The 20,751-nt window shown below is 39.3% G+C and carries 20 protein-coding genes and 1 pseudogene; 4 read left to right on the forward strand and 17 right to left on the reverse strand.

Going from position 1 to position 20,751, the window contains the following annotated elements:
- Positions 1 to 46: 46 nt before the first annotated feature.
- Together AC0VYE_RS33780 and AC0VYE_RS33785 are read right to left on the reverse strand one after the other, a co-directional pair.
- Positions 47 to 1,120: a phosphotransferase enzyme family protein gene (locus AC0VYE_RS33780; protein ID WP_475445239.1), complete on the reverse strand. Its 1,074-nt coding sequence runs from the start codon at positions 1,118 to 1,120 to the stop codon at positions 47 to 49.
- A gap of 89 nt (positions 1,121 to 1,209) precedes the next feature.
- Positions 1,210 to 2,091 (reverse strand): helix-turn-helix domain-containing protein, encoded by an 882-nt coding sequence (locus tag AC0VYE_RS33785; protein ID WP_475445241.1) that lies wholly within the window; start codon positions 2,089 to 2,091, stop codon positions 1,210 to 1,212.
- 244 nt (positions 2,092 to 2,335) lie between these two features.
- Here AC0VYE_RS33785 and AC0VYE_RS33790 point away from each other — a divergent pair, with 244 nt between their 5' ends.
- Positions 2,336 to 2,656 carry a hypothetical protein gene (locus AC0VYE_RS33790; RefSeq protein ID WP_475449823.1) on the forward strand — a complete coding sequence of 107 codons (321 nt, stop codon included), beginning with the start codon at positions 2,336 to 2,338 and terminating at the stop codon, positions 2,654 to 2,656.
- Positions 2,580 to 2,782, forward strand: a pseudogene (locus tag AC0VYE_RS33795) (transposase); the annotation flags it as partial. The gene AC0VYE_RS33790 and the pseudogene AC0VYE_RS33795, both read left to right, overlap by 77 nt.
- 195 nt (positions 2,783 to 2,977) lie before the next feature.
- Here the strand turns inward: AC0VYE_RS33795 and AC0VYE_RS33800 are convergent.
- Positions 2,978 to 3,439: a phage tail protein gene (locus tag AC0VYE_RS33800; protein ID WP_441910918.1), complete on the reverse strand. Its 462-nt coding sequence runs from the start codon at positions 3,437 to 3,439 to the stop codon at positions 2,978 to 2,980.
- A 235-nt stretch (positions 3,440 to 3,674) separates the two neighbouring features.
- On the opposite strand from AC0VYE_RS33800, the gene AC0VYE_RS33805 reads away from it, so the two are divergent.
- A complete protein-coding gene (locus AC0VYE_RS33805) occupies positions 3,675 to 4,397 on the forward strand; it encodes a YheC/YheD family protein (protein WP_475445243.1) in 723 nt (240 codons plus the stop codon).
- 87 nt (positions 4,398 to 4,484) lie between these two features.
- Here AC0VYE_RS33805 and AC0VYE_RS33810 read toward each other — a convergent pair whose 3' ends face one another.
- From AC0VYE_RS33810 to AC0VYE_RS33875, 14 genes are all read right to left on the reverse strand, one after another.
- Complete coding sequence (locus tag AC0VYE_RS33810) at positions 4,485 to 4,808, reverse strand: hypothetical protein (protein ID WP_076266536.1); 324 nt, start codon at positions 4,806 to 4,808, stop codon at positions 4,485 to 4,487.
- A gap of 296 nt (positions 4,809 to 5,104) precedes the next feature.
- Complete coding sequence (locus tag AC0VYE_RS33815; RefSeq protein WP_475445245.1) at positions 5,105 to 5,548, reverse strand: SMI1/KNR4 family protein; 444 nt, start codon at positions 5,546 to 5,548, stop codon at positions 5,105 to 5,107.
- Positions 5,549 to 5,607: 59 nt separating this feature from the next.
- Positions 5,608 to 6,687, reverse strand: coding sequence for an ankyrin repeat domain-containing protein (locus AC0VYE_RS33820; RefSeq protein ID WP_475445247.1), 1,080 nt, complete (start codon positions 6,685 to 6,687; stop codon positions 5,608 to 5,610).
- Between the two features lie 24 nt (positions 6,688 to 6,711).
- Complete coding sequence (locus tag AC0VYE_RS33825; protein WP_475445250.1) at positions 6,712 to 7,461, reverse strand: hypothetical protein; 750 nt, start codon at positions 7,459 to 7,461, stop codon at positions 6,712 to 6,714.
- Between the two features lie 72 nt (positions 7,462 to 7,533).
- A complete protein-coding gene (locus AC0VYE_RS33830) occupies positions 7,534 to 8,106 on the reverse strand; it encodes a hypothetical protein (RefSeq protein WP_475445252.1) in 573 nt (190 codons plus the stop codon).
- A gap of 293 nt (positions 8,107 to 8,399) precedes the next feature.
- Positions 8,400 to 8,933, reverse strand: a complete 534-nt coding sequence (locus AC0VYE_RS33835; RefSeq protein ID WP_475445254.1) for a YceI family protein — start codon at positions 8,931 to 8,933, stop codon at positions 8,400 to 8,402.
- Between the two features lie 206 nt (positions 8,934 to 9,139).
- On the reverse strand, positions 9,140 to 10,327 hold the full coding sequence (gene deoB, locus AC0VYE_RS33840) for a phosphopentomutase (protein ID WP_475445256.1): 1,188 nt from the start codon (positions 10,325 to 10,327) through the stop codon (positions 9,140 to 9,142).
- Positions 10,328 to 10,359: 32 nt separating this feature from the next.
- Positions 10,360 to 11,541: a NupC/NupG family nucleoside CNT transporter gene (locus tag AC0VYE_RS33845; RefSeq protein WP_475445258.1), complete on the reverse strand. Its 1,182-nt coding sequence runs from the start codon at positions 11,539 to 11,541 to the stop codon at positions 10,360 to 10,362.
- 2 nt (positions 11,542 to 11,543) lie between these two features.
- The gene (locus tag AC0VYE_RS33850; RefSeq protein WP_475445260.1) at positions 11,544 to 12,860 is read right to left on the reverse strand and encodes a purine/pyrimidine permease; all 1,317 of its coding nucleotides are present in this window, start codon (positions 12,858 to 12,860) and stop codon (positions 11,544 to 11,546) included.
- A gap of 33 nt (positions 12,861 to 12,893) precedes the next feature.
- Positions 12,894 to 13,610, reverse strand: a complete 717-nt coding sequence (gene deoD / locus AC0VYE_RS33855; protein WP_475445262.1) for a purine-nucleoside phosphorylase — start codon at positions 13,608 to 13,610, stop codon at positions 12,894 to 12,896.
- A 213-nt stretch (positions 13,611 to 13,823) separates the two neighbouring features.
- Complete coding sequence (locus AC0VYE_RS33860) at positions 13,824 to 15,260, reverse strand: helix-turn-helix domain-containing protein (protein WP_475445264.1); 1,437 nt, start codon at positions 15,258 to 15,260, stop codon at positions 13,824 to 13,826.
- A 338-nt stretch (positions 15,261 to 15,598) separates the two neighbouring features.
- Entirely contained in the window at positions 15,599 to 16,690 is a 1,092-nt protein-coding gene (locus AC0VYE_RS33865) for a toll/interleukin-1 receptor domain-containing protein (RefSeq protein ID WP_475445266.1), read from the reverse strand.
- A gap of 307 nt (positions 16,691 to 16,997) precedes the next feature.
- A complete protein-coding gene (locus tag AC0VYE_RS33870) occupies positions 16,998 to 18,086 on the reverse strand; it encodes a toll/interleukin-1 receptor domain-containing protein (RefSeq protein WP_475445268.1) in 1,089 nt (362 codons plus the stop codon).
- A 100-nt stretch (positions 18,087 to 18,186) separates the two neighbouring features.
- Entirely contained in the window at positions 18,187 to 18,756 is a 570-nt protein-coding gene (locus tag AC0VYE_RS33875; protein WP_475445270.1) for a TIR domain-containing protein, read from the reverse strand.
- 110 nt (positions 18,757 to 18,866) lie between these two features.
- Here AC0VYE_RS33875 and AC0VYE_RS33880 point away from each other — a divergent pair, with 110 nt between their 5' ends.
- Entirely contained in the window at positions 18,867 to 20,741 is a 1,875-nt protein-coding gene (locus tag AC0VYE_RS33880; RefSeq protein ID WP_475445272.1) for an SLOG domain-containing protein, read from the forward strand.
- Positions 20,742 to 20,751 lie beyond the last annotated feature (10 nt).

Below are 20,751 nucleotides of genomic sequence, written 5' to 3' on the forward strand. Positions count from 1 at the left end.
ATTGATGTCGACTTCAGCCGTCTACAACACGGTTTCTCTGTAAAAACTAAATATTTCGTTCCTCATACTCAAAGGGTTCTTCACAAAAGTACATTTCATGAAAAAACCCTTTGTACGGGATATCGTCTTCCAAACATTTTATAAGATACGACAGCTCCTCATCACACTTTGGTTCCTCACCGTTGTTCTGCATGACCTCGAATGCGTCAATAATATTTTCCAAGAGATTTACTTTGATAAATAAAGGCACCTTATCCAACGCCGAATCTTCGAGCTTGGTCTCGGATCTGTATCCCGCGAGGATTGTTTCAAAATAATCATCCATAAACTTTTTACGTTTAACGGCGTCTGGCTCAAATTGTATCCAGCCCACTCCGCTTGTCCAAAGGCCTGCCATGTCAAACATATACCAACCGAAACATGAATTATCGAAATCATATACGGTTATTTGTCCGGTATCAAAATCGATGGAATAATTCCCATCGTTGTAATCAAAATGGAGCATTCCGAAAGTATCCTGGTTGCTGTCCAATCCTTTTAAGGTATTAAGGAGCTCTACCAGCTTTTCCTTAAGCAGAGATAAGGAGTCGGGGATCAATTTATCAATATATTCGGCATTGTATTTGTCAAAAAAACTATGCCGGCGATGGACAGGCGTATACCCTTTCGATATTTGATGCAGTTTTCCCAAGACTTTGCCGCAATTGTAATAATATTCGGTAATTGGAGCTCCTTCTCGGTACTGATAATTATTTTCTACAAGCATTTTTCCTTTAGCCTTTTCAAACAGACAGACAAAAAAGGTGTGGTTATTATGTGTAATCTCCTCCAGCAGCTTCCCTTTCCGGGAGCTAATTACATTTGAGACACTTCCCCCATGCTCGAATAAATATCTAACATACTCAACTTCTCCCAGAAAATCTTCCCGGCTTCTGTCAGGTAAAAAAGCGATTCTAAGTATTTTTGCGTCGACGCCCTCTTTCACACAGGTATATACGACATTCCTTCCTCCAGCATGTGCCGGAATCAGCCGAATTTCATAGCCTTCTAATCCGAACAGCTCCGATACTACTGTAAGCAAATAGGTATCACCGATTGAAACAACCTCGTTATAATTCATACAAGTTCCTTTCCGCACAAACATTTATTTTTTCTTACGCTATAAAAAGAACGTACCACAATAACGGCACGCTCAATGGACTTTTTTGATCATTTTACTCTAATGGGCGCAAACCATTCCATCTGACAGTACTCGCCATCGTATGCATCCGTGTCGATTTTTTCTACGAAAAATTCGCTATCCAGAAGCTCATATTTCCCTTCGTGCTCCTTTGCAAGCCTATCGATAGCATGATATAGCGCCTCTGCGCGCAGTTCACTAATCTCCTCATAATGATGGTTCCCTATATAACGAAAGCCGACGCATAAGGAAGCAGGGACGGTGTCGCCTGAAAAACCGTCAGGAATATCGTTCAGATTCTTTACGCGTATAGACGGTAGATAGTGCGTCCAACTAAGCGATGGATCATGTGTCTTTGTTAGACCATAATATATATTGGGTTCTACTGGACTTGGCACCTTATGCCGATTGTTCCACCAAAACTGCTTAGCAGCTTCGGGCGCTTTTGTCGGCGCTTCAGCAATTTCAATTCGATACATTTGCCCAATTAAATGAAACGATGGCATCATGACCATATTCGGCCCGTATACCAAGTTTCCGCAAACATTGTTTTTAGGAAACAGATGAAGAGGTGCTGTTATATGAATGTTTTTCCCGGAATGTCTGCATTCGCCAGGCGTAAGCCCATATTCGCGTTTAAACGCGCGTATGTAGGTTTGCTCATGTTCATAACCGCATTCGATTGCAATGTCGAGAATTCGTTTCTCGGAAAGCATCAAATTCTCCAAGCTGGCGGCAAGCTTTCGAGAGCGGATATAGCTTTGTAGCGGCACGCCAAAAGCGAATTTGAATAGTCGACGCAAATGAACAATGGAAATCGGGAGGTCGACCAGATATTCTGCCTCCCTTGTACCAGAAACATTTTCTTCTATTCGTGATAGAAGCTCAGACAAAAGCTTGTATAATTCCATGCAACGCTCCTAGAATATTATTGTTCCTTATCATTAAAATACATAAGGACTATTAGCAAAATTATACCATGATATGGAAAACGTTGTTGTTTTCTGCATATAAAAAAGGGGCTGTCTCAAAAGTCATTTTGCGATTTTTTGAGCACTACTTAGAACTTATTTTCATCGAGAAAAAGAACCTCAAGCTCCACTATACAGTGGAATTTGAAGTCCTTTCATTTGAAAATGGGGACGTTCCCCTGTCATGCAAAGACTTTTGCGGCAGCGTCTGCAGCAGCTTCATCTAAGTGCAGAAATGCACTTATTTAACCAAATCTTCTTCAAATCTGCTCAATTAGAGGTATTTGTACACCTATTTGCAACATTCCAATCTTGTTTGTTAAAAACAGGTGCACTTTTACACTTATTTACTCTCCACTATTGGTTCGCGCACATTACAATCATACGACGATCATCGCTGATGCTGGATATGGTCAGTTTGAGTTATTATGCGCTACAAGCAGCAAGCAAGGGAAAAACTAAGCTGCGAGGAAGGATATTCGCTGTCGGTAAGACGAATGATTAAACCCGAAATTGTTTTAGGGCAGATAAAGAATAACCAAGGATTCCGGCGTTTCTGCTTCGCAGCTTACCTAAGGTAAGTCTGGAGGTCGGGTGGCTTTCGCTTGCCCATAATCCTATGAAACAAGCAACCATAGATCAGAATAGAAAAATAGCAGTACAGGATAGCTCTCCTGTACTGCTATATATTTACCATTACACCCGTTCAAAGCGAGCTATTCCTCAGCGGGCTTGATGCTTATGGGTCAGCCCCTAGACATTCTTATTACGATTCGAGCTTACAGGCCTCAAGCCCTCTACAGTCCAAATTTTCGCTGTTGCTTATTTAATATTCTTTTTTAATTACAAAAAACGAACCTCGTATTGTTCCAGCTAGTTTAGACTTCTGCCTCGCAAACTTAAACTTTTCTTCTAACTCCTTTGGTATCTCCATCCCCTCGGAAAGCTTAAAGCCAACGGCTCGCTTCTTAGCGTCATCAACTGTATACATGACGTTGATTCCAAGACCATCCTCATAAAAGACGTAAGCAAATTTAATATTCTCCACTTGAAAACGCGACGTTTCTAAAGGCTTGGCCGCAAACGCAATATCACGCTCTTTCAAAACTTGGTTCACATAATCAAGTGTATCCTGACTTTCGCTAGCTGGCACAACCGTAAATTCATGTTTGTATTTATTCATAAAGTAACGGGCTTCATTAGCGCGCAAACCAGCAAGCGCTTCTGCTACAGGTGAAGACTCTAAACCAACCGTAGACACATTTTTAAAATCAACGATATAAGACATGTCCATCTCTCCTTTTATAACATTATTTCCAACAAAACTTGTCATTATTTATAATATCATTCCTTATCCCCACCATTCTACTACGCAAAGCGGAGAAAACAGAAATGATAGGCGGTACGGGTTCAAAAGCCTTATTTACCTGCTTCGGTTTATAAATATGGACGAATCGTCACTTATGCTGATCACTAATTTGACTTAGAATTACCGTATAAGATTGAAAAAGGCTGTGATTCTAATGTTAATCAAAAGAGACAAATGGCTGCAATATCGCATCTTTCGCAGCAGATCCTCTCTCGCCGGACGATTGCCACCAACACAGTTACTTAAGAAGAATACCTTGTCGAAAATGCTCCTTCAATATCAAAGCGTCGTACTGAAACCTCGCAATGGGAGTTATGGAAGGGATATCGTGTTCATCAAACGGAACGGTACGAATGGCTATCGCATTCATAACGAACAGAATGCAGTTACCATGAGAGACACTGATAAAATACTCAAATGGCTCCGTAAAAAAAACAGCACTCATGGATATATTGTCCAAAGACGTCTTCAGCTTGCTCAAATTGGGCATAAGCCGTTCGACATTCGCATAATAACTCAGCGGAAAAAAGGCTCTTCTTCCCCTTGGAACGTGACAGGTTCATACGCAAAAGTAGCGGCGCAAGGATATCTAGTCACAAATGTGACTAGCCGCACCATTCCAGTGCTTGAGGCGTTAAAATTAGCCCGAATCGGAGATCGGAGCTTGCTTGTCAAAGCTGAAGGGATCGCACTATTGGCTGCCAAAAGACTTGGAGAGCGTTACCCCAAGCTTAGACAAGTCGGGTTCGATATAGGCATCGACAGAAAGCATCGAATTTGGATCATTGAAGGCAATTATCAACCGGACTTGCGCCCTTTCCGGCTCTTGAAAGATTCCTCGATGCAGCGCAGAATATCATGGTATAAGAAACATTAGAGCGTAAAAAGACGACCAGCCTTTTATCCTTGGCTTGTCGTCTTTTCATTTTTATAACCTATTCTTGATCATGCCCCGTTTGGGATGTTACTTGCGTCTGCTTGTACTCACAACACGCGTCACTTGGAACTTATTTACCCCTACTTGTATAATGGCAAACTTGCTGAAAGAAGTGCCGGAAGAAGTATACGGTTCCGCTTCAATATTTCCACTCGGTGTTCTAACCGTTGCGGTGATTCTAGTCACCAAGCAAACTCCACGGCTAGAAGCCGTCCAAGTCTCGTCACGCTGAACCGCATAATTGTCGTCACTACAAAAGATGGATGCATATTCAACTTTTCCAAATGCATTAAACGATGTGGAGTTAAATATCTGAACAGGGTCGTAACCCGTAGGTCTTCTATTTCCCATCTCCAAAACCTCCTTGATATTGGTATCGTTCATTAAATGCAAATTAATAGATTTTGGTAAGGTATAAATGTGGACAAGGAAAAAAAAGCACGTTTGTCCAATGGTCACGAGGATACGGCAGCATATGATGATGCTCCTCAAACAAAAAAAAGAACCACCCTCGTAGTTAAACAGGTGGTTCGAGACTATAGGTTTAATACAGCGAGCGCTATTACTATGCTTCGAATGGCTTTTCGAAAGGATTTTGCCCTACTTATGTTACGGTTCGCCTTAATGTGTCTACCGAGTTGGACTAATCACCACTCATAAAAGTTTTCCTCGACCAGCAACTCAAATGAATCCGCTACTAATTTGAACTCCCCGGTATCGTGATAACAGATGTGTACCTTTCCTGACCGATCGATGATTATCGGGTCGCCGGAACCATCCATAGAAATAACATAACTAGTTCGTAAAACCTCTGCGCAGGGAAGCTCCTTGAATTGCTCTCGGAACTCCAACGTCAAATCAATAACCGTTTCATTTCCGAAACTAGAACCGTTAGAGAATGCATGTACCGCAAGACCTGCATATGCTCCGCCAAACGTCCTTATAAAATGTGCGTAATCTTCATGAAAGCTTACATTCAGCCGTTGCTGTGCCTTAGCAATTTCCTCTTGGCTCGCCGGAATGCCTACTAGTGTGCTATTATCCTCCCGATGAAGGAAATTCTTTAATCTCTCCATTAACGCATCCTTCATAAGTTAATCTCCTTTGTACACTTTCTCCTTTACTAATGTGACCAATAGCGATTCTTTATTTATAACTCTCCCTCAAGAAACTTAATGAGGTACATTTCAGGCTGCACGAGGAACTCTGTAAAGCTGCACAAATCCGCATACTCCTGGTGCTCCACGTCATAACAGCCTACCAAGCCTTTTTTCTTCGGATTCCATACTAGCTGCAGATCAGAGTAATTGTCGATATCGGCTGACAGACGCAACAGCTTTTGCCTGCCAACTTTCATCTCGATCGTATCAGTTAATGTAAAAAAATCGATATACCCGATTTTATATTCATTTTGCGCAAGCTCAAGGCGCAGCTTGTCTCCAATAAGAAAGCTGACCAGTTCATCGGTCAGTTTATATTTTTTTAGCTCAAACTTTTTATTTTCCATATTATGAAGCTCTGCCGGCTCCAGCGATTTCAAATAGTCAGCCAAGATTGTATTCTTATTGCTGACCGCAATCGTATACGGGCGCTCGCCGTCCTTTTCCGCAAAAGTCACGTCCGCACCGCGTTCGATCAAAAATTTGACCATGGCCAGATTACCCATACGCGCTGCAACGGTTAATGGAGTCGCTTGATAAGGATAGACCATATCCGGTTTATTATAGTTGATGTCCACCCCATGATCGAGCAAATAGGTGAGTGACTTATAGTCATGATCCGATACAGCTTGACGCAATACAGCACCGCCATGCAACTTTATATCTAATCCCAGCTCATGAATGAGCGGGATATTGTTTTTGTTGCCATAGTAGGCCTGTGAATAAGCGCCGGACCCGATTCGATTGAGCTTGTCCAGCTTGGCTCCTTGCGCTGCAATGTAGCGAATGATGTCTTCCTTGCAATAGCGAACCGCTCGCAAAAAGGCCGGATTATGATTGACATTCAGGTTGACGCCATGCGCTACCAGCAGCTTTACAACATCCATTTGCTGCAATATAAGCGCCAGATCAAGCGGACTTAAGGTGGTATGCTTGCTGAGTATGATGCCAGCTTCAATATCCCAGCCTGCTGTAATTGCAGCTTGCAAAGCAGGAATATTCCCTTTGTAAATGTGCATCGCGATTTCCGGCAGATCCTCGAACTTCCCGATATCTTTTAGATTTATCATTTATTAATCGCTCCTACACCTAGTTCAACTGTTATTTTCTGAAATTGCTTCGCACCCTTTTGACAAGAGCCACTGCTCCATAACGGCAAACGCCTGCTTTACATCCTGTTCATAGAAAACAGCCACCTCTTGTTGGTAAGCATAATTCAATCGTACATAGCCACCTAGTTGCCGGTAGAACAGGAAGCATGCATATGGGGTCTCAATGGACAAATCCGGTGGAAAATCTGCTTGGCACATCCCAGCCAAATCGGGTAGCGAAAGCTGATCCTGCCCTTGTGGCAAACGTAAAAAGAGATGGCTCCGAGTACCTGTCCACGGTTCATAATAGACAGCTTCTTCTTGACTGATTCCATACACCTGACGATATATTTCGTCCAGCACCAAGGCGTACATCCCTTCGTCTTTTTGCTCCCGATCCTGCAGCGAAATCGCCTTAACGTGCTCCGCATGCCGAGGTAGCCAGAGAAGTAAAGCCGTCTGGGGATGCACGGCCAGAAAATCACCGTCCACTGTTGTGCCTATAACGGTACACTCACCGATCTGTTGCTCAGTAATGGGGCTGTCTTCGTCATGCTCCCATAACCCGTACTCAGCAAAGGGTTTAAGCACCTCCGTATCCGGCAGCTGAACATTCAACCAACCTCTGTAAGTCCCTTCGCCAAATCGCCGCAAAAACCGGAGGTAGCCCGGTGGATAAACAGCGGCGTCTTCCTTTGCAAGTGCTTGGTTTTGACCATCTGACAGCGGTTTTGGCCGAGATACAATGTACATGAATACTCCCCCTATTTGGACTATTAAGTCTGCCGCTGTTGGCAGTCGGATGTACTTCATGGAAAATTCTTTTCAAAATTCATATTTCCCAAATTGTTTTCTGAGAGATTCTTCGTGCGGTATCCACTCCGAATCACTCCATAAAGACATTTTCACGTGTTCTGACAGCTTATCTACAGCTTGTACTGGACTCGTAATGCTAATGAAGTCGTCAAAATCCTCATTACGGATATCCAATGCTTTCCGCAGGTAGTCATCATTAATACGCTCTTCTTTGAGTTGTTCATATTCATCCCTCATCCACTGTTCACAAAAGATTTTTTCGGCCCTAATATCTCCATTCTCGAACAACGACAACTCAAATAATTCCTCATTCATATATCCGGCGGTCATCACTGGCTCTTCGATAAGCCGGGACAATGTTTTGCCAACCTCCTTCACCGTACCCCATACAAAATAATCGTGCAGCACGCTAATCCAGTTTTCGTTACTTTTGCTAATGTACATGACGACTTTGATCTCTTGAGCCTCATTATTTGGCTTGCCTAATACTGTGTCATGCCCTTCACTTAGCTCTCTTAATGCATCGACAGTCTTCTCAAGGTTTTTCGACTTAATATGCAAATTCGCAAATGATCTTCCCACGAGATCGCCTCCTCTAATCACTTTTTTACTCAACCTGATTCTTGTTTATATCTTATAGATTGGTTCTATAAATGTATCTTATTTCCATTATAGTGATCGCTTGTCCTGAGTCTACCTACTTTTCACCTGAATTTTGGAATTGACGGTTGCAATGTTAGAGATATAGCCTTGTTCTCTCCAACTTTTCACAACAAAGCTTTTCGCCGTCACATATGGCATGGTTCTCCGCTTTGTCTGCAACGGCTAGCTTTTGAACAAAGACCATCCCGATAAAAGGATGGTCTTTGGGATCTCTAATTTATTTTAATTGCCTCAATATAAAGTTCGATTATCACTTCATTTCCGATAATAATTCCACCCGTTTCAAGAGGCGAGTTGAATTTCAAACCAAATTCATTACGATCAAAACTGGCTGTTGAATGAAAGCCTACACGTTCCCGGCCGCGAGGGTCTTTGTTTAGTCCTTCAAAAACGGTATGAAAAGTGACAGGTTTGGTGACTCCATGCAGAGTTAGATTGCCCGTAAGTTCATACTGCCGTTCGCCAGCATAGATGCAGTTGGTGCTTTGAAACACAATAGTTGGATACTTGTCAGCATGAAGAAAGTCGTCGCTCCTCAAATGTTCATCTCGTTGTGCTTGACGAGTTGTGATACTATTTGCTTCTATGGAAGCCTGAATACCCATGATTGTTAACTCGTTGGGATCAAAACTTAAAATCGCTTGGAAACGCTCAAATACTCCTTTAATTTTATTAATTATTAAATGCGTCACCGAAAACTCGACGGAGCTGTGGTCCGGATCCACTTCCCATTTGATATTACTCATGAATAAATTCCACCTCTATAATAAGATTATGAGAAAGGTCACCCTATCTCCAAAACACTGCGCTATTCGCATACACCTAATATACAAAAACGCTACTGACAACGTAATGTCAGTAGCGTTTTAGCGTTTTTTCGGTTCGCAGATGTCGGTCATCTGTAGGGTAATACTCCCTTAAGTTAAAATGGGCAGGCGGTTCCAGATCAAGTTTATTTAAGCGCCCGTAGGAGACTCTGTCCATACTGCGGCATTTTCACATCAAAGTTATCTGCAACCGTTGCCCCAATATCCGAAAATGTCTTACTTACAGGTAACTCACTTTGCTGAGTGAAACTCTTGCTGTAGAGGAGTAAAGGAACATATTCACGGGTATGATCTGTACCCGCATGAACGGGATCATTGCCATGGTCTGCTGTAATCATGAGAAGATCATCTTCGCTCAGCTCGGCAAGAACTTCATTTAATCGATCATCAAATTGTTCTAGCGCTTTCCCATACCCGATCGGGTCTCTACGATGTCCATATAGTGCATCAAAGTCAACAAGATTCAAAAAGCTAAGTCCTGTAAAATCAGTATGAATGGTCTCCATGAGTTTATCCATGCCATCCATGTTCGACACTGTGCGCAAAGACTTGGTGACACCTTCACCATTATATATATCTGAGATTTTGCCAATCGCTAATACATCGAACCCAGCATCCTTGAGCTCATTCATCACGGTTCTTCCATAAGGCTTCAAGGCATAATCATGACGGTTCGATGTTCTCTTGAATTTTCCAGGCTCTCCGAGGAATGGCCTGGCGATCACTCTGCCTAACATGTATTCCTCACGTAGCGTAATCTCTCTAGCTATCTCACAGATTTGATATAGTTCTTCCAAAGGAACAACTTCTTCATGAGCGGCAATCTGAATTACTGAATCTGCTGAAGTATAGATAATGAGCGCGCCAGTGTTCATATGCTCTTGCCCAAGTTCATCCAGAATAGCTGTACCGCTAGCTGGCTTATTCCCAATAACCTTTCGTCCCGTTTTTTGTTCTAATTCGTTAATTAATTCGACTGGGAATCCTTCAGGGAACACTTTGAAAGGAACATCGATTTTTATGCCCATAATCTCCCAGTGTCCAGTCATTGTATCCTTCCCGTTCGAAGCCTCCTGCATTTTGGTGAAATAAGCTAAAGGCTGCTCTACTTTGGGTACTCCGGGTATTTGGTCAATATGGCTTAACCCTAACTTAGATAAAACAGGAACATGCAGCCCATTCATTTTTTCTGCAATATGCCGTAATGTATGTGATCCTGTATCCCCAAACTTTTCAGCATCCGGAGCTTCACCGATGCCTACAGAATCCATAACGATGACGAAAATCCGCTTAAACCGAGGTGTTTGTTTCATGTTAATGCTCCTTCTATTTTAGCTGTACTCAACTAAAATATGATTCCGATAACGATGGCTGATAAAACGCTTACAAGTGTCGCGCCATATAACAACTTTAATCCAAACCGAGCAACCACATTCCCTTGTTTTTCATTCAAGCCTTTTACGGCACCCACGATTGTACCAATGGACCCAAAGTTAGCAAATGAGATTAGAAATACAGAGACGATGGCTGTCGTACGATCACTAAAGCCGTCTTGAATTTTTACAAAATCAAGCATAGCCACAAATTCATTCGCCACTAATTTGGTCGCCATGATACTGCCTGCACTAACAGCCTCAGACCATGGCACACCCATAACAAATGCGATTGGTGCAAAGACATAACCTAATGCTTCTTGGAACGAGATACCGAATATTCCAGCGAAAACGCCGTTAATTAAAGCAATTAACCCAACGAAACCAACCAACATAACCCCAACCACGACGGCTACCTTAAAGCCATCCATGATATACTCACCCAGCATTTCGAAAAACGTTTGTTTTTCTTGTTCTTGAACTTCAACAATATCCTCTTCAGGTTTAACCTCATATGGGTTGATGATGGATGCAATAATAAAACCGCCAAATAGGTTTAGTATTAATGCAGCTACAACATATCTAGGCTCCAGCATCGTCATATAGGAACCAACGATTGACATGGATACCGTCGACATTGCTGATGCACATAATGTGTACAGACGCTGCTTAGACAATAATCCGAGTTGATTTTTCACCGAAATAAACACTTCATTTTGTCCGACAATGGCAGCCGCAACCGCATTATAGGATTCCAATTTTCCCATACCATTTATTTTACTTAGGACCAGACCAATATACTTTATAATAAACGGCAGTATTTTATAATGTTGCAGAATCCCGATAATCGCTGACATAAATACGATAGGCATCAATACAAAGAGGAAAAACGTGTGTGCCCCTTCGTTTGCCATTCCACCAAAAATAAAGTTAATCCCTTCATTTGCATATCCCAGTAATTTATCAAAACTATTGGCAAAGCCCTTAATTAATAATTCCCCTATACTCGTTTTTAGTAGAAGTATTCCCAAAACAATCTGAACCACAATCATGACAATAATTGGTCGATATTTAATCTTTTTCTTATCATTACTTGCAAGCCATGCCAGTATTAGAACAAGAATTAGACCAGCAACAGAGATGAGATAATGCATCTTTACCCCTCCAAATTTTTGTTTATTGTTTTTACTTTACTCCGCTGTTTTTCCCTCCACATGAACCCCTGTTCCAGAATAATCGCCAACAGGCTTCCGCATATTAACCCGTTATTTAAAATGGCGATCACGATCGGAGATAAATGGATTGTGGCTGATGAAGGGATAAACATTAAACCCACACCCACTAGCAGGGAAACTCCACTAACAATAAAAGGTCGCTCTTCATGAATGACCTTTCGCAATTCCCTCAACGATATTCCAACCATCTTCACAAAAATAACGAATGTAACAGCATAGCCAATCGGAGCTGGAATGCCGGATATGACATTCATAATTGGCGGAAACAAGGATATAACGATCACTAAGCTGCACCCTATTAAGAACAGCCTACGCTCTCTCATACCTGTCTGTTCAACATATCCCGCTGCTCCCGAGATAGGCACCGAGCCAATCGCCCCTAAAGAGCCGCCAACAAAATGTGTAATTCCGGATATAATTCCAGCACGCCAATAACGGCGATGATCCGTGGATTGCTTTTGCTCTATCACGGTTTCCATCAACCGGATGGATGCAATCGCATTGGTTATTAACAGCAGTGTTAATAACAACGCTGTAGTGATGGTCCCACCGTCAAATCGCGGCCATCCAAATGGCAACATTTCGGGTAGATTAACTAGGTTTTTTGCTTGTGAAAAAACCGGTGTGTTACCAAAAACTATAAATAATAGCCAACCTAACAATATACTAATGATCACAGAAAATTGTCGAAGTAACGCAATGCGGCAGCTCCCTAACCAAAAGGTAATGCAAACCACAATCACACTAAGCAAAAACACTTTAACATCTAACGTCGTATGGCTAGATGTAATTCCCATCATCCCTTTCATAAAAGAACCGCTTAATTGAAAGATCAATAACAGTAAATATATAAAAGTGATGGTTGGTGTAAATAATCGGGCTATTTTATCCATTAGCTTAAAGGCTGAAATGAGGATAAATAAGACACCGCTAATGATCATTCCTCCACTTAAAGCTTGCAGAGCATCAATGTTAGAAGAATATAATACCCCCACTAAACTCGCGTAAATGGTAAAAATGCTCCACCATAACCCTGCCGGACCTTCATGAATAGGAAGTTTATGACCAATCAGGCCTTGTAAAAAGCCCGCTATCCCCAAAGTAATAATGGTACTCTGGATGAGTCCAGCAGTCTCAATGGGTGTTAAGTTATATAAATCTGCGATAGCAATTGGTGCAGCAATTGCGCCTGCGATCATAAAAATCATCCACTGCAATCCGGACAGAATTACTCTCATTTCTTTCTCACTCTCTTTTCCTAACCCTTAAACCTATAAACTAGTGTCATCAATGATTGTATTAAGAGCTACTTCTACCATTTCATAAAAGGACTGTTCACTTTCTTGATGAGTTAAGTGCTCCTGCGTTAATAATTGACTGCCCACGGTCAAAATGGACAGTGCTTTTACACCATATTTAGCAGCCAAAGTATAGAGCGATGTGCTTTCCATTTCTACTGCTAATACGCCAAAGTCCATAAATTTGTGAAGTCGATCCAACGTTTCACGATAAAATTCATCCGAATTATAAATGTTGCCAACAAAGACTTTCGCTTGCTTACCTTGTGTGTGTTGATATGCTTTCATTAACAATGAGAAGTCGCCCGTAGGCGCATAATTGCAGCCATGGAAAATTTTATCCGTCAGATTGCTGTCTGAAGACACGGCTTGAGCTAATACAATATCACGGATATTTACTTCTTCTTGCATCGCGCCACATGTGCCAATGCGAATCAATTTCTTCACTTCGTAATCGATGATCAGTTCCGTTGCATATATGCTCATCGATGGATTGCCCATCCCTGTCCCCTGAACCGACACCGGCACACCTTTGTATAACCCAGTGTATCCATACATACCTCTTACTTCGTTATAGCAATAGGCTTCCTCTAAAAAATTCTCTGCTACAAATTTTGCACGCAAAGGATCTCCTGGAAGCAAAACACGTTCTGCTATTTCTCCTTTTTTTGCACCTAAATGCCTGCTCATATGGTTTCCTCCAATAATCTGAATACTGCACTCAGATTTTCCGAAATCGCTTCCATTTTACCGACGGAAAAATAGATGCTTTAGTATTTTCCAAACGAATTTCCTTAAGGAAGATCAGCCTTAATCGTTTAGAACCTGCTTTGAGCATAAGGTTTTTTATCATCGCAAACTAGACCAAAATCTTACGTAGGGTACGGAAAATAATTGGTCAAATTATAAAAGTAATTCTTTACGAATATTGTCCAGGTCTCTTTTAGATGGAATCGTAGAAATAGTAACAACAGGTACTGTCTTTAATGAAACCGGGAAGTTACTAATGACGAAATCGATTTGATGCTGCTGCACCATTTCGTCGGTTAGTCCTTTCATAATGGAAGTATTAACGATCAACTGATCCCCAATTTCCTTTTTAATCAAATCCGCTATGTAATGGCGAATCGAAAATTCTTCACCGATCACTAAGAATGCCTTTTTTCTTTTATACCGTAAGCTTGAACGAACAATTAAGGTTAGTTTTGTTAAATGGAAATCATTATACAGGACAGAAGGATAAGCTTCATTCCACGTTTTCATGCAGTCTTGCAATTCTTGATATATCTGCTGGCACTCTTTTTGAACATATGTCGATAAATTGCTTTTTGAAATCATCATCCATTCAGGAATGGCATTATCCATTAAAAGCTTGTCAATGAAGTCATATACCTCCAATGTAAATCGTTCTTCCATATCCATATTCGGATATACCTTTGCCAGTAATGTAAAAAGCAGATTACCCATTTGATACTCTTCTTTATCCTTGTATAATTCGAATTCTTTTATCGGTGTCATTTCCGATCCTTCGTAATAATGGTATTGGCTGAGTCTCACTCGTGATTGCATAAAAAATATTTCACTTTCAGGAAATGCTATAGAAAGCTGTTCTTCTAGGCTCTTTGCAAGAGCTTTCACCGGCAAATAAAACATCCCTTTTTCCCAGGGATAACTGACCTCGTCGACTTTTACACATTTCCCTCTCGTAACTCTATCGACTACAATCGCCAGCAAAAAGGATAATTTCCTTTTGGAATTGATAAAATAAACTATATTTTTCTCATTCTCTATAGTTGTGATTAACTCATTAATATAAGCAAAGTCAATATTCTCAAAGGGCCATCCAGTAAAGTCATAGGCATCACAATACAACTTCCAATAAAAATACCGTATATTCATTTCATTCCCTTTGATCTTAGGGCTGGAATAAGTAATGTGCAGCTTATACGGCTTCAGATCATTATTATTTAAATTTACAATCAACTTCTTCAAAGACGAGGTGCTCATAAACATTTCACCAGCAAGCTCCTCTACTGAGAACCGTCCGTCAGTGGTAAACAATAGATTCATCAGCCGATAAAAGGTGGTTTGTCTGAGCATAAAAGAAACCACCTCACTAATCGTCTTCCCTCGTCCATCACGTCGAAGAAATACTCCCTTTCCTCTAGTCACCTCAATGGTAATATCAGGTGGCAGCCGCTTGCTTATCTCTTCAACCATCTTACGTATGGTTTTATCTGAGATTCCTAGACTTTTCTCAACTTCGGCCAAGGTAAACCATCTTTGTTCCGTATCAAGAAGTGTTAATAATTGGCTAGCTAATTTATATTCTTTATCCATACTCCCACCCTATTTCAGTTTAGTTTGAATATTATTCTTTTTGAAGTTCTTTTTCCGTAATTCCAACAAGCCCCTTTAACGAAAAATCGATTCTCCCAGAAGGAAGAATCGGCTTTTTGATCTGTTTGAATATTATCTATGTTAAGTCTCACCCTAACCCAATTGTGCTATTCAGTGTCAAATAAGAATTTTGTTCAAAATAGTTCACCTTATTTATGATATGGTTCACCTTATCATTCTTAAGGCGAAATTAAAAGGCACCCAAAATAGCAGTTTAATATAATTCAACATAATTGTCCCGATCTTTAGAATCTATTCATGCAATCCAACTAGCTCGATCAAATCTTTCTCCAAGGCTTGTTTTTTTGAATAACCACTACATCTATATCATGCTCCCCAATTTCACTAACATGTCTAAAAATTAATTCCTGCTTTAATATTTTATATTCAGGCAATGGCTTAATTCTCCGATTCTTTTCGTCAAATACAGCAGGCATTAAAAAATATTTTTTATGATTTTGATAACGTGCTTTAAACATATTAAACATTTTAAAATTATCCGTAGGAATAGCTCGCTGCATTCTTGAAATTGACAATAGTAGGCTTTCGTCAAATTCAAATCCCTGTACTTCCATTCTCTTAGCCGCTCGATCAATATTAGAGCTAATATGCATTGTATATCCCGTTCCTTCACCAGGGATATCACCTTCAATAATAGCTACCCTCAGTTCGTCATTCTTATCTTCCTTACCATAAATAGATATCCAATCTTTGAATATTTTCTTTGCGTAGTATTCTTTTTCATATGGTAGTAATAAACATGGAGGCTCCTCATCATTAACGTCCATGAGAAATGCAGCCCCCCTCCAGATAGCCTTATCCCATGATTCTATATCAATTGGCGTAGTAATAAATAAGGATTTTCTTTCTTTTGCTGGCAATGGTCTTAATTCACCCAGCTGAGGTTTCTTATTTTTACTTGTCCCTCTTAACCGCCAATACAAACTATCATATTTTTCAGACTTTGAGACATCGTAGTAGGTAACTCCTTGAAGAGGCATTGGAATAAAAGCAATATCAATTGACTGAAATACAACCGGAATAAATCTATCATTTAAAGTATCATCATTATATAGATGCTGGTAAATAATATTACTTTCCCACTTAACGCCTTTACCTACTCCATTTTCTGCTTTGCCCGATAGCCTATTTAGGTACTCTTGGGTGAAAATTAATATTATATATTCTGATTCATTAATTGAATTCTCCATCCATCTTGGCCACCCTTCATTAGGGGATTCTTCATATTGATCCAAGATTGTATCTATACCTTCATTCCTTAGTTTATTTGAAAATTTAAGAACCTTATCTGAAAATTCAATACTTTCTTGGCAATAACTTATAAATACCTTTGGATTATTTTCAGCCATGCCAAACCCTCCATCATGGGATTAACCCATATATGATTAATGAACAATACTAACTAGTATACATATAGAAACAAATTGCCAATAAACCCAGACCCTTTTGCTTACTTAAAATAAGGCTTAGGCAAAATTACTTCTGGTACTTTTTCACCATATAATTTGTAGGGCGAAATTCAGACAGTGTTTATTCCTGAATTAACAACTATCTCTCATTTGATATATCATTGATAGAAATCTAGCCTTAAATTGAATGATCCTTCATTACAATATGGTCTCTAAGTAATGTATTTCAAAGGTATCGTAATTCTTTTTAGAAAAAGTCCATATTTTTTAATTCAACACGCTCAAGGTTTGGATTCGACTTTTTTGTATCTATTTCGTTTAATAGATCATTAAAGTTCTCGAAAAAAATACGACCATTACTAATAATTGTGTCCACTCCTTTATTAAGTAAATACAAACTCTGTTTTAAATCTTTAAATTTACTCAGCCCTTCCATAATAATTAATTCCTTATATTCTAAATCTTTTAAAGTTACGCAAAACACTTTGTCACTGTGATATTTTTGTTTATTTATGTAATTATCAAACTCTTTCTGTGTGGTAAATCCATAATTAGCAGTACCAACAATAGATTCAGAAATAATCTCCTGAATCGGCTTATAAGATGAGCAACTGTCTACCCTCCCATGCAATTGAGCTACCAAGTTGTTGTTCTCATTCTTTATGCAAATAAAAAAAGCATCTCCCCTACTAGGCAATTCTTCAATTTTTTTGGGGTAATTGGCCATAAAATTCAATTTCATTGGTGTTTCTCTCAATGCACCATTTAACCAATCCAGCCCATACTCTCTATTAAGTACTTGTAGATAGGTGTTTTTATTGTGCTGACTATACTTCTTAGAAGTTTCACTTGTGTTATCATTAAATTCGTCATTTTTTACCAAAAGACGAATTCTATCTCTTATTCCTTCGGCTATATTTAAATATGCCTCATCTTTATTTACCCAAGTTGTTATAGGCTTCCCTTCCTTTGGAAGTGCCTGAATATCTCCAAATGGTGCTGACTTCCACTCGCAAGGTCTAACTATAATTGGAATAACGCAAGTCTCTCTCAAATTATGCCTTTCTAAGGACTTTAACATTTCCTTATGCCAACAAAACTCCGAACTGATAAAACTTGAGCTTACTAGTAGTAGAATAATTTGAGATGTTCTCAGATTTTCATTTATTTCCTTGTTCCAGTCCTCTCCAGCTAATATGTATCTATCATTCCATTCACGAATAAGATTCTCCCGTTTAAGTAACGAAAGGTGCTCTAATAATTCATTCTTTATTTCCTCATCTTTATGTGAATAAGATACAAATACTGTTAATGAAGTATTCATTGCTTCAAACATTTTATTCGCCCCCGAAAATTTTAGTAATAGTTCATGAGTATGTTGTTCTTCAGAATAATTAAATTAATCAAATTTATAATTCTAGTATTTTCAATTGATGTTATAATATCCAGCTAGGGAAGTTGTTGTATCCATCATCATTAACCCAATCATAGACTGAATAATTTTTGGACAATCTGTAGAATTTCCCTCTATGCTGTGAACTTACTTGTTGTATGGAATATGTTTCTATATCACCATATTTGGCCCACTTACCATTTACAGCTTCAAAAAGGTATAATTTTTTCCCATCTTCACTATATTGATATCCTAAATAATCAAATGGATTTGGCCCCAATATTTTTGTCTTTTGATCTTTTCCTACGATTCCATTTATGTGGATACCAATAAGTTTATTGCCTTTACTAATACTTTTCATGATCTCATATCTAACCCATCGTCTTGAATATGATTCACTACCTATTAATACTACAGTTATAGAGGTATTATTCAACTCCCCATTGATTAATCTCTTTAATGATACGTCCCCCGTCTTTTTTGCAGTCTCCCATATTGAAGCATCAAAATAACCTGCATTCTGAGTTTTTGTGGTTCGATGTAATCTGACGACATTTGCTCGAAAATCAGCTACATCTTGATAATGGAAACTAAAGAATACCCTTTTGTTCATTAAGTTTATCCCCCCTGACTGTATTTCTAAAGACCTCATTACTTATTGTTGTATTATACCAAAAAGTGATAAGATGTGGATATGATACGAATAAGTGGGAGGATTTATGTGTGCGTGCCATTATTATTGAATGTGGGTTAACGATTGGGATTGATCCTATAAGTGAAGACTTTTGCCAACACTTTCAGAATGAAATAGAAGAATATGTGGATACTACTAGATTGCGAAGCGTAATGAGTTTGCAATCCACATCATTAACAAGCGATGATTTAATAATTATCTTTAATAGAGTAGACCAGGAATACTCTGATAATGTAAAGGACTTCATTGAGGACGCTCTTAAAATTGGTAGCGAGATAATTCCAATTGCGCTAACAGAAGCTGCAAGATATCCAATGACCTCACTAAATCAATTCCAAAGTTTTGAAGTTGTTGATCAGCTTAGACAAAGACGATTAAGTTATGAAAATATTTCAACTGTGGCATTCGCTCTTGCTCGCCTAGTTGTATTTAAACTCAAGCCTACTATGGCAATGGATAGAATCGATTTATTCATTAGTCATCGACGAGTTGATGGAGAAAAGATAGCAGCTGCTTTAGATAATGAATTTAGAAGACGATCAATGGATGTAGAAGTATTCAGAGATTTAATTAATATCAGAGCAGGTGAAAATGCTCAACAAAAAATAGAAGAAAACCTATATAAAAGCGATGTTGTTGTTTTTATTGATACTCCTCTCGCAGGAGAATCTGAATGGGTTGCAAAAGAGTTAAGGTTAGCTTTAGTTCTGTGTCTTCCTATCGTTTGGGTTAGAATTGGCCGAGATGATGAGTCTAGAGTTAAACTTCCAGTAATTCCCGCATTTAAGCCCCACTTTGAATATCCAGATTTACTGGAGAAGGAACTTATTGATACACCAGACATTGTTGATAACATTATTCATAAAGCATTTCAATTATCAAGTTATAATGCTTTAGGAGTTATGGATCAATTAAGAAGAATCAAAAAGATTGCTGCGACCAATGAAATTTCTATTACAGAAGTTAATAAAAAGTCTATGATTTACCAAGTCAGCATACCAAGAAAGCCTAAAGGGTTCTGGTATCCGGAGCGCCCCCTCACTCATCTGGTTCAATTCTTTGGAAGAAATCCCAAAGAAAATGATTATACAGGATTTGATAACTTGGTACGAGGGTTTGGTTTCCATCCACATCCCACACTAGGACACTACTTCGATTCCGCTTTGTTGCTAGGACCATTATCCCCAAAGGATCATGACAAAACCTTGCCATTGTATATTGATTCTTTAGATAAATATGTAACCTCTTTAGAGAGATACTTGACTCCAGATCCAATAGTCACTAAGAAAAAAGGTATTATTATTTCTGGTGCATTCCCAGATTGTGAACCGGATTATCAACAATACATAACCAATGCAGTTCATGCATTTACAAAATCTACCTTTGATAAGGGGGGAACTGTTATCTTTGGAAGTCACCCAACCTTTCAACATTTAATATTAGATTTGGCAAAACTTCAGCGACCTGATGACTTTGTTGATGCAGTTCATATGTATATCTCTAAATTTTTTATTACTCAGGCTACTGTTAGCGAATTAACAGGCCAAGCTACTATTTTATCAACTGAGAATGTCGATGATTCAAGAGCTAAAAGCTTGACTAAGATGAGAGAATCAATGATGAATGATAAGGATGCAGTTGCATTAGTAGTCATTGGCGGTAAAACACCTAGTGATCAGAAACCAGGTGTGGACGAAGAAATAGAACTTGCTAGAAAATTAGGCATTCCTGTATTCTTAATTGGATCTGTCGGAGGACGCTCGTCAGAAATTGCTAGTAAGATGAATCAAAGTAATTGGAATGATAAAATTAATGATTTCTCGAAAGATCAAAACTATAATCTACTGACTAGTTTAGATTATCGCACAATGGCGGATGAGATTCTCTCCTCCTTGGGCATTTAAAGAAGGCGGG

The organism is Pristimantibacillus sp. Z349TD_6 (assembly GCF_056173205.1).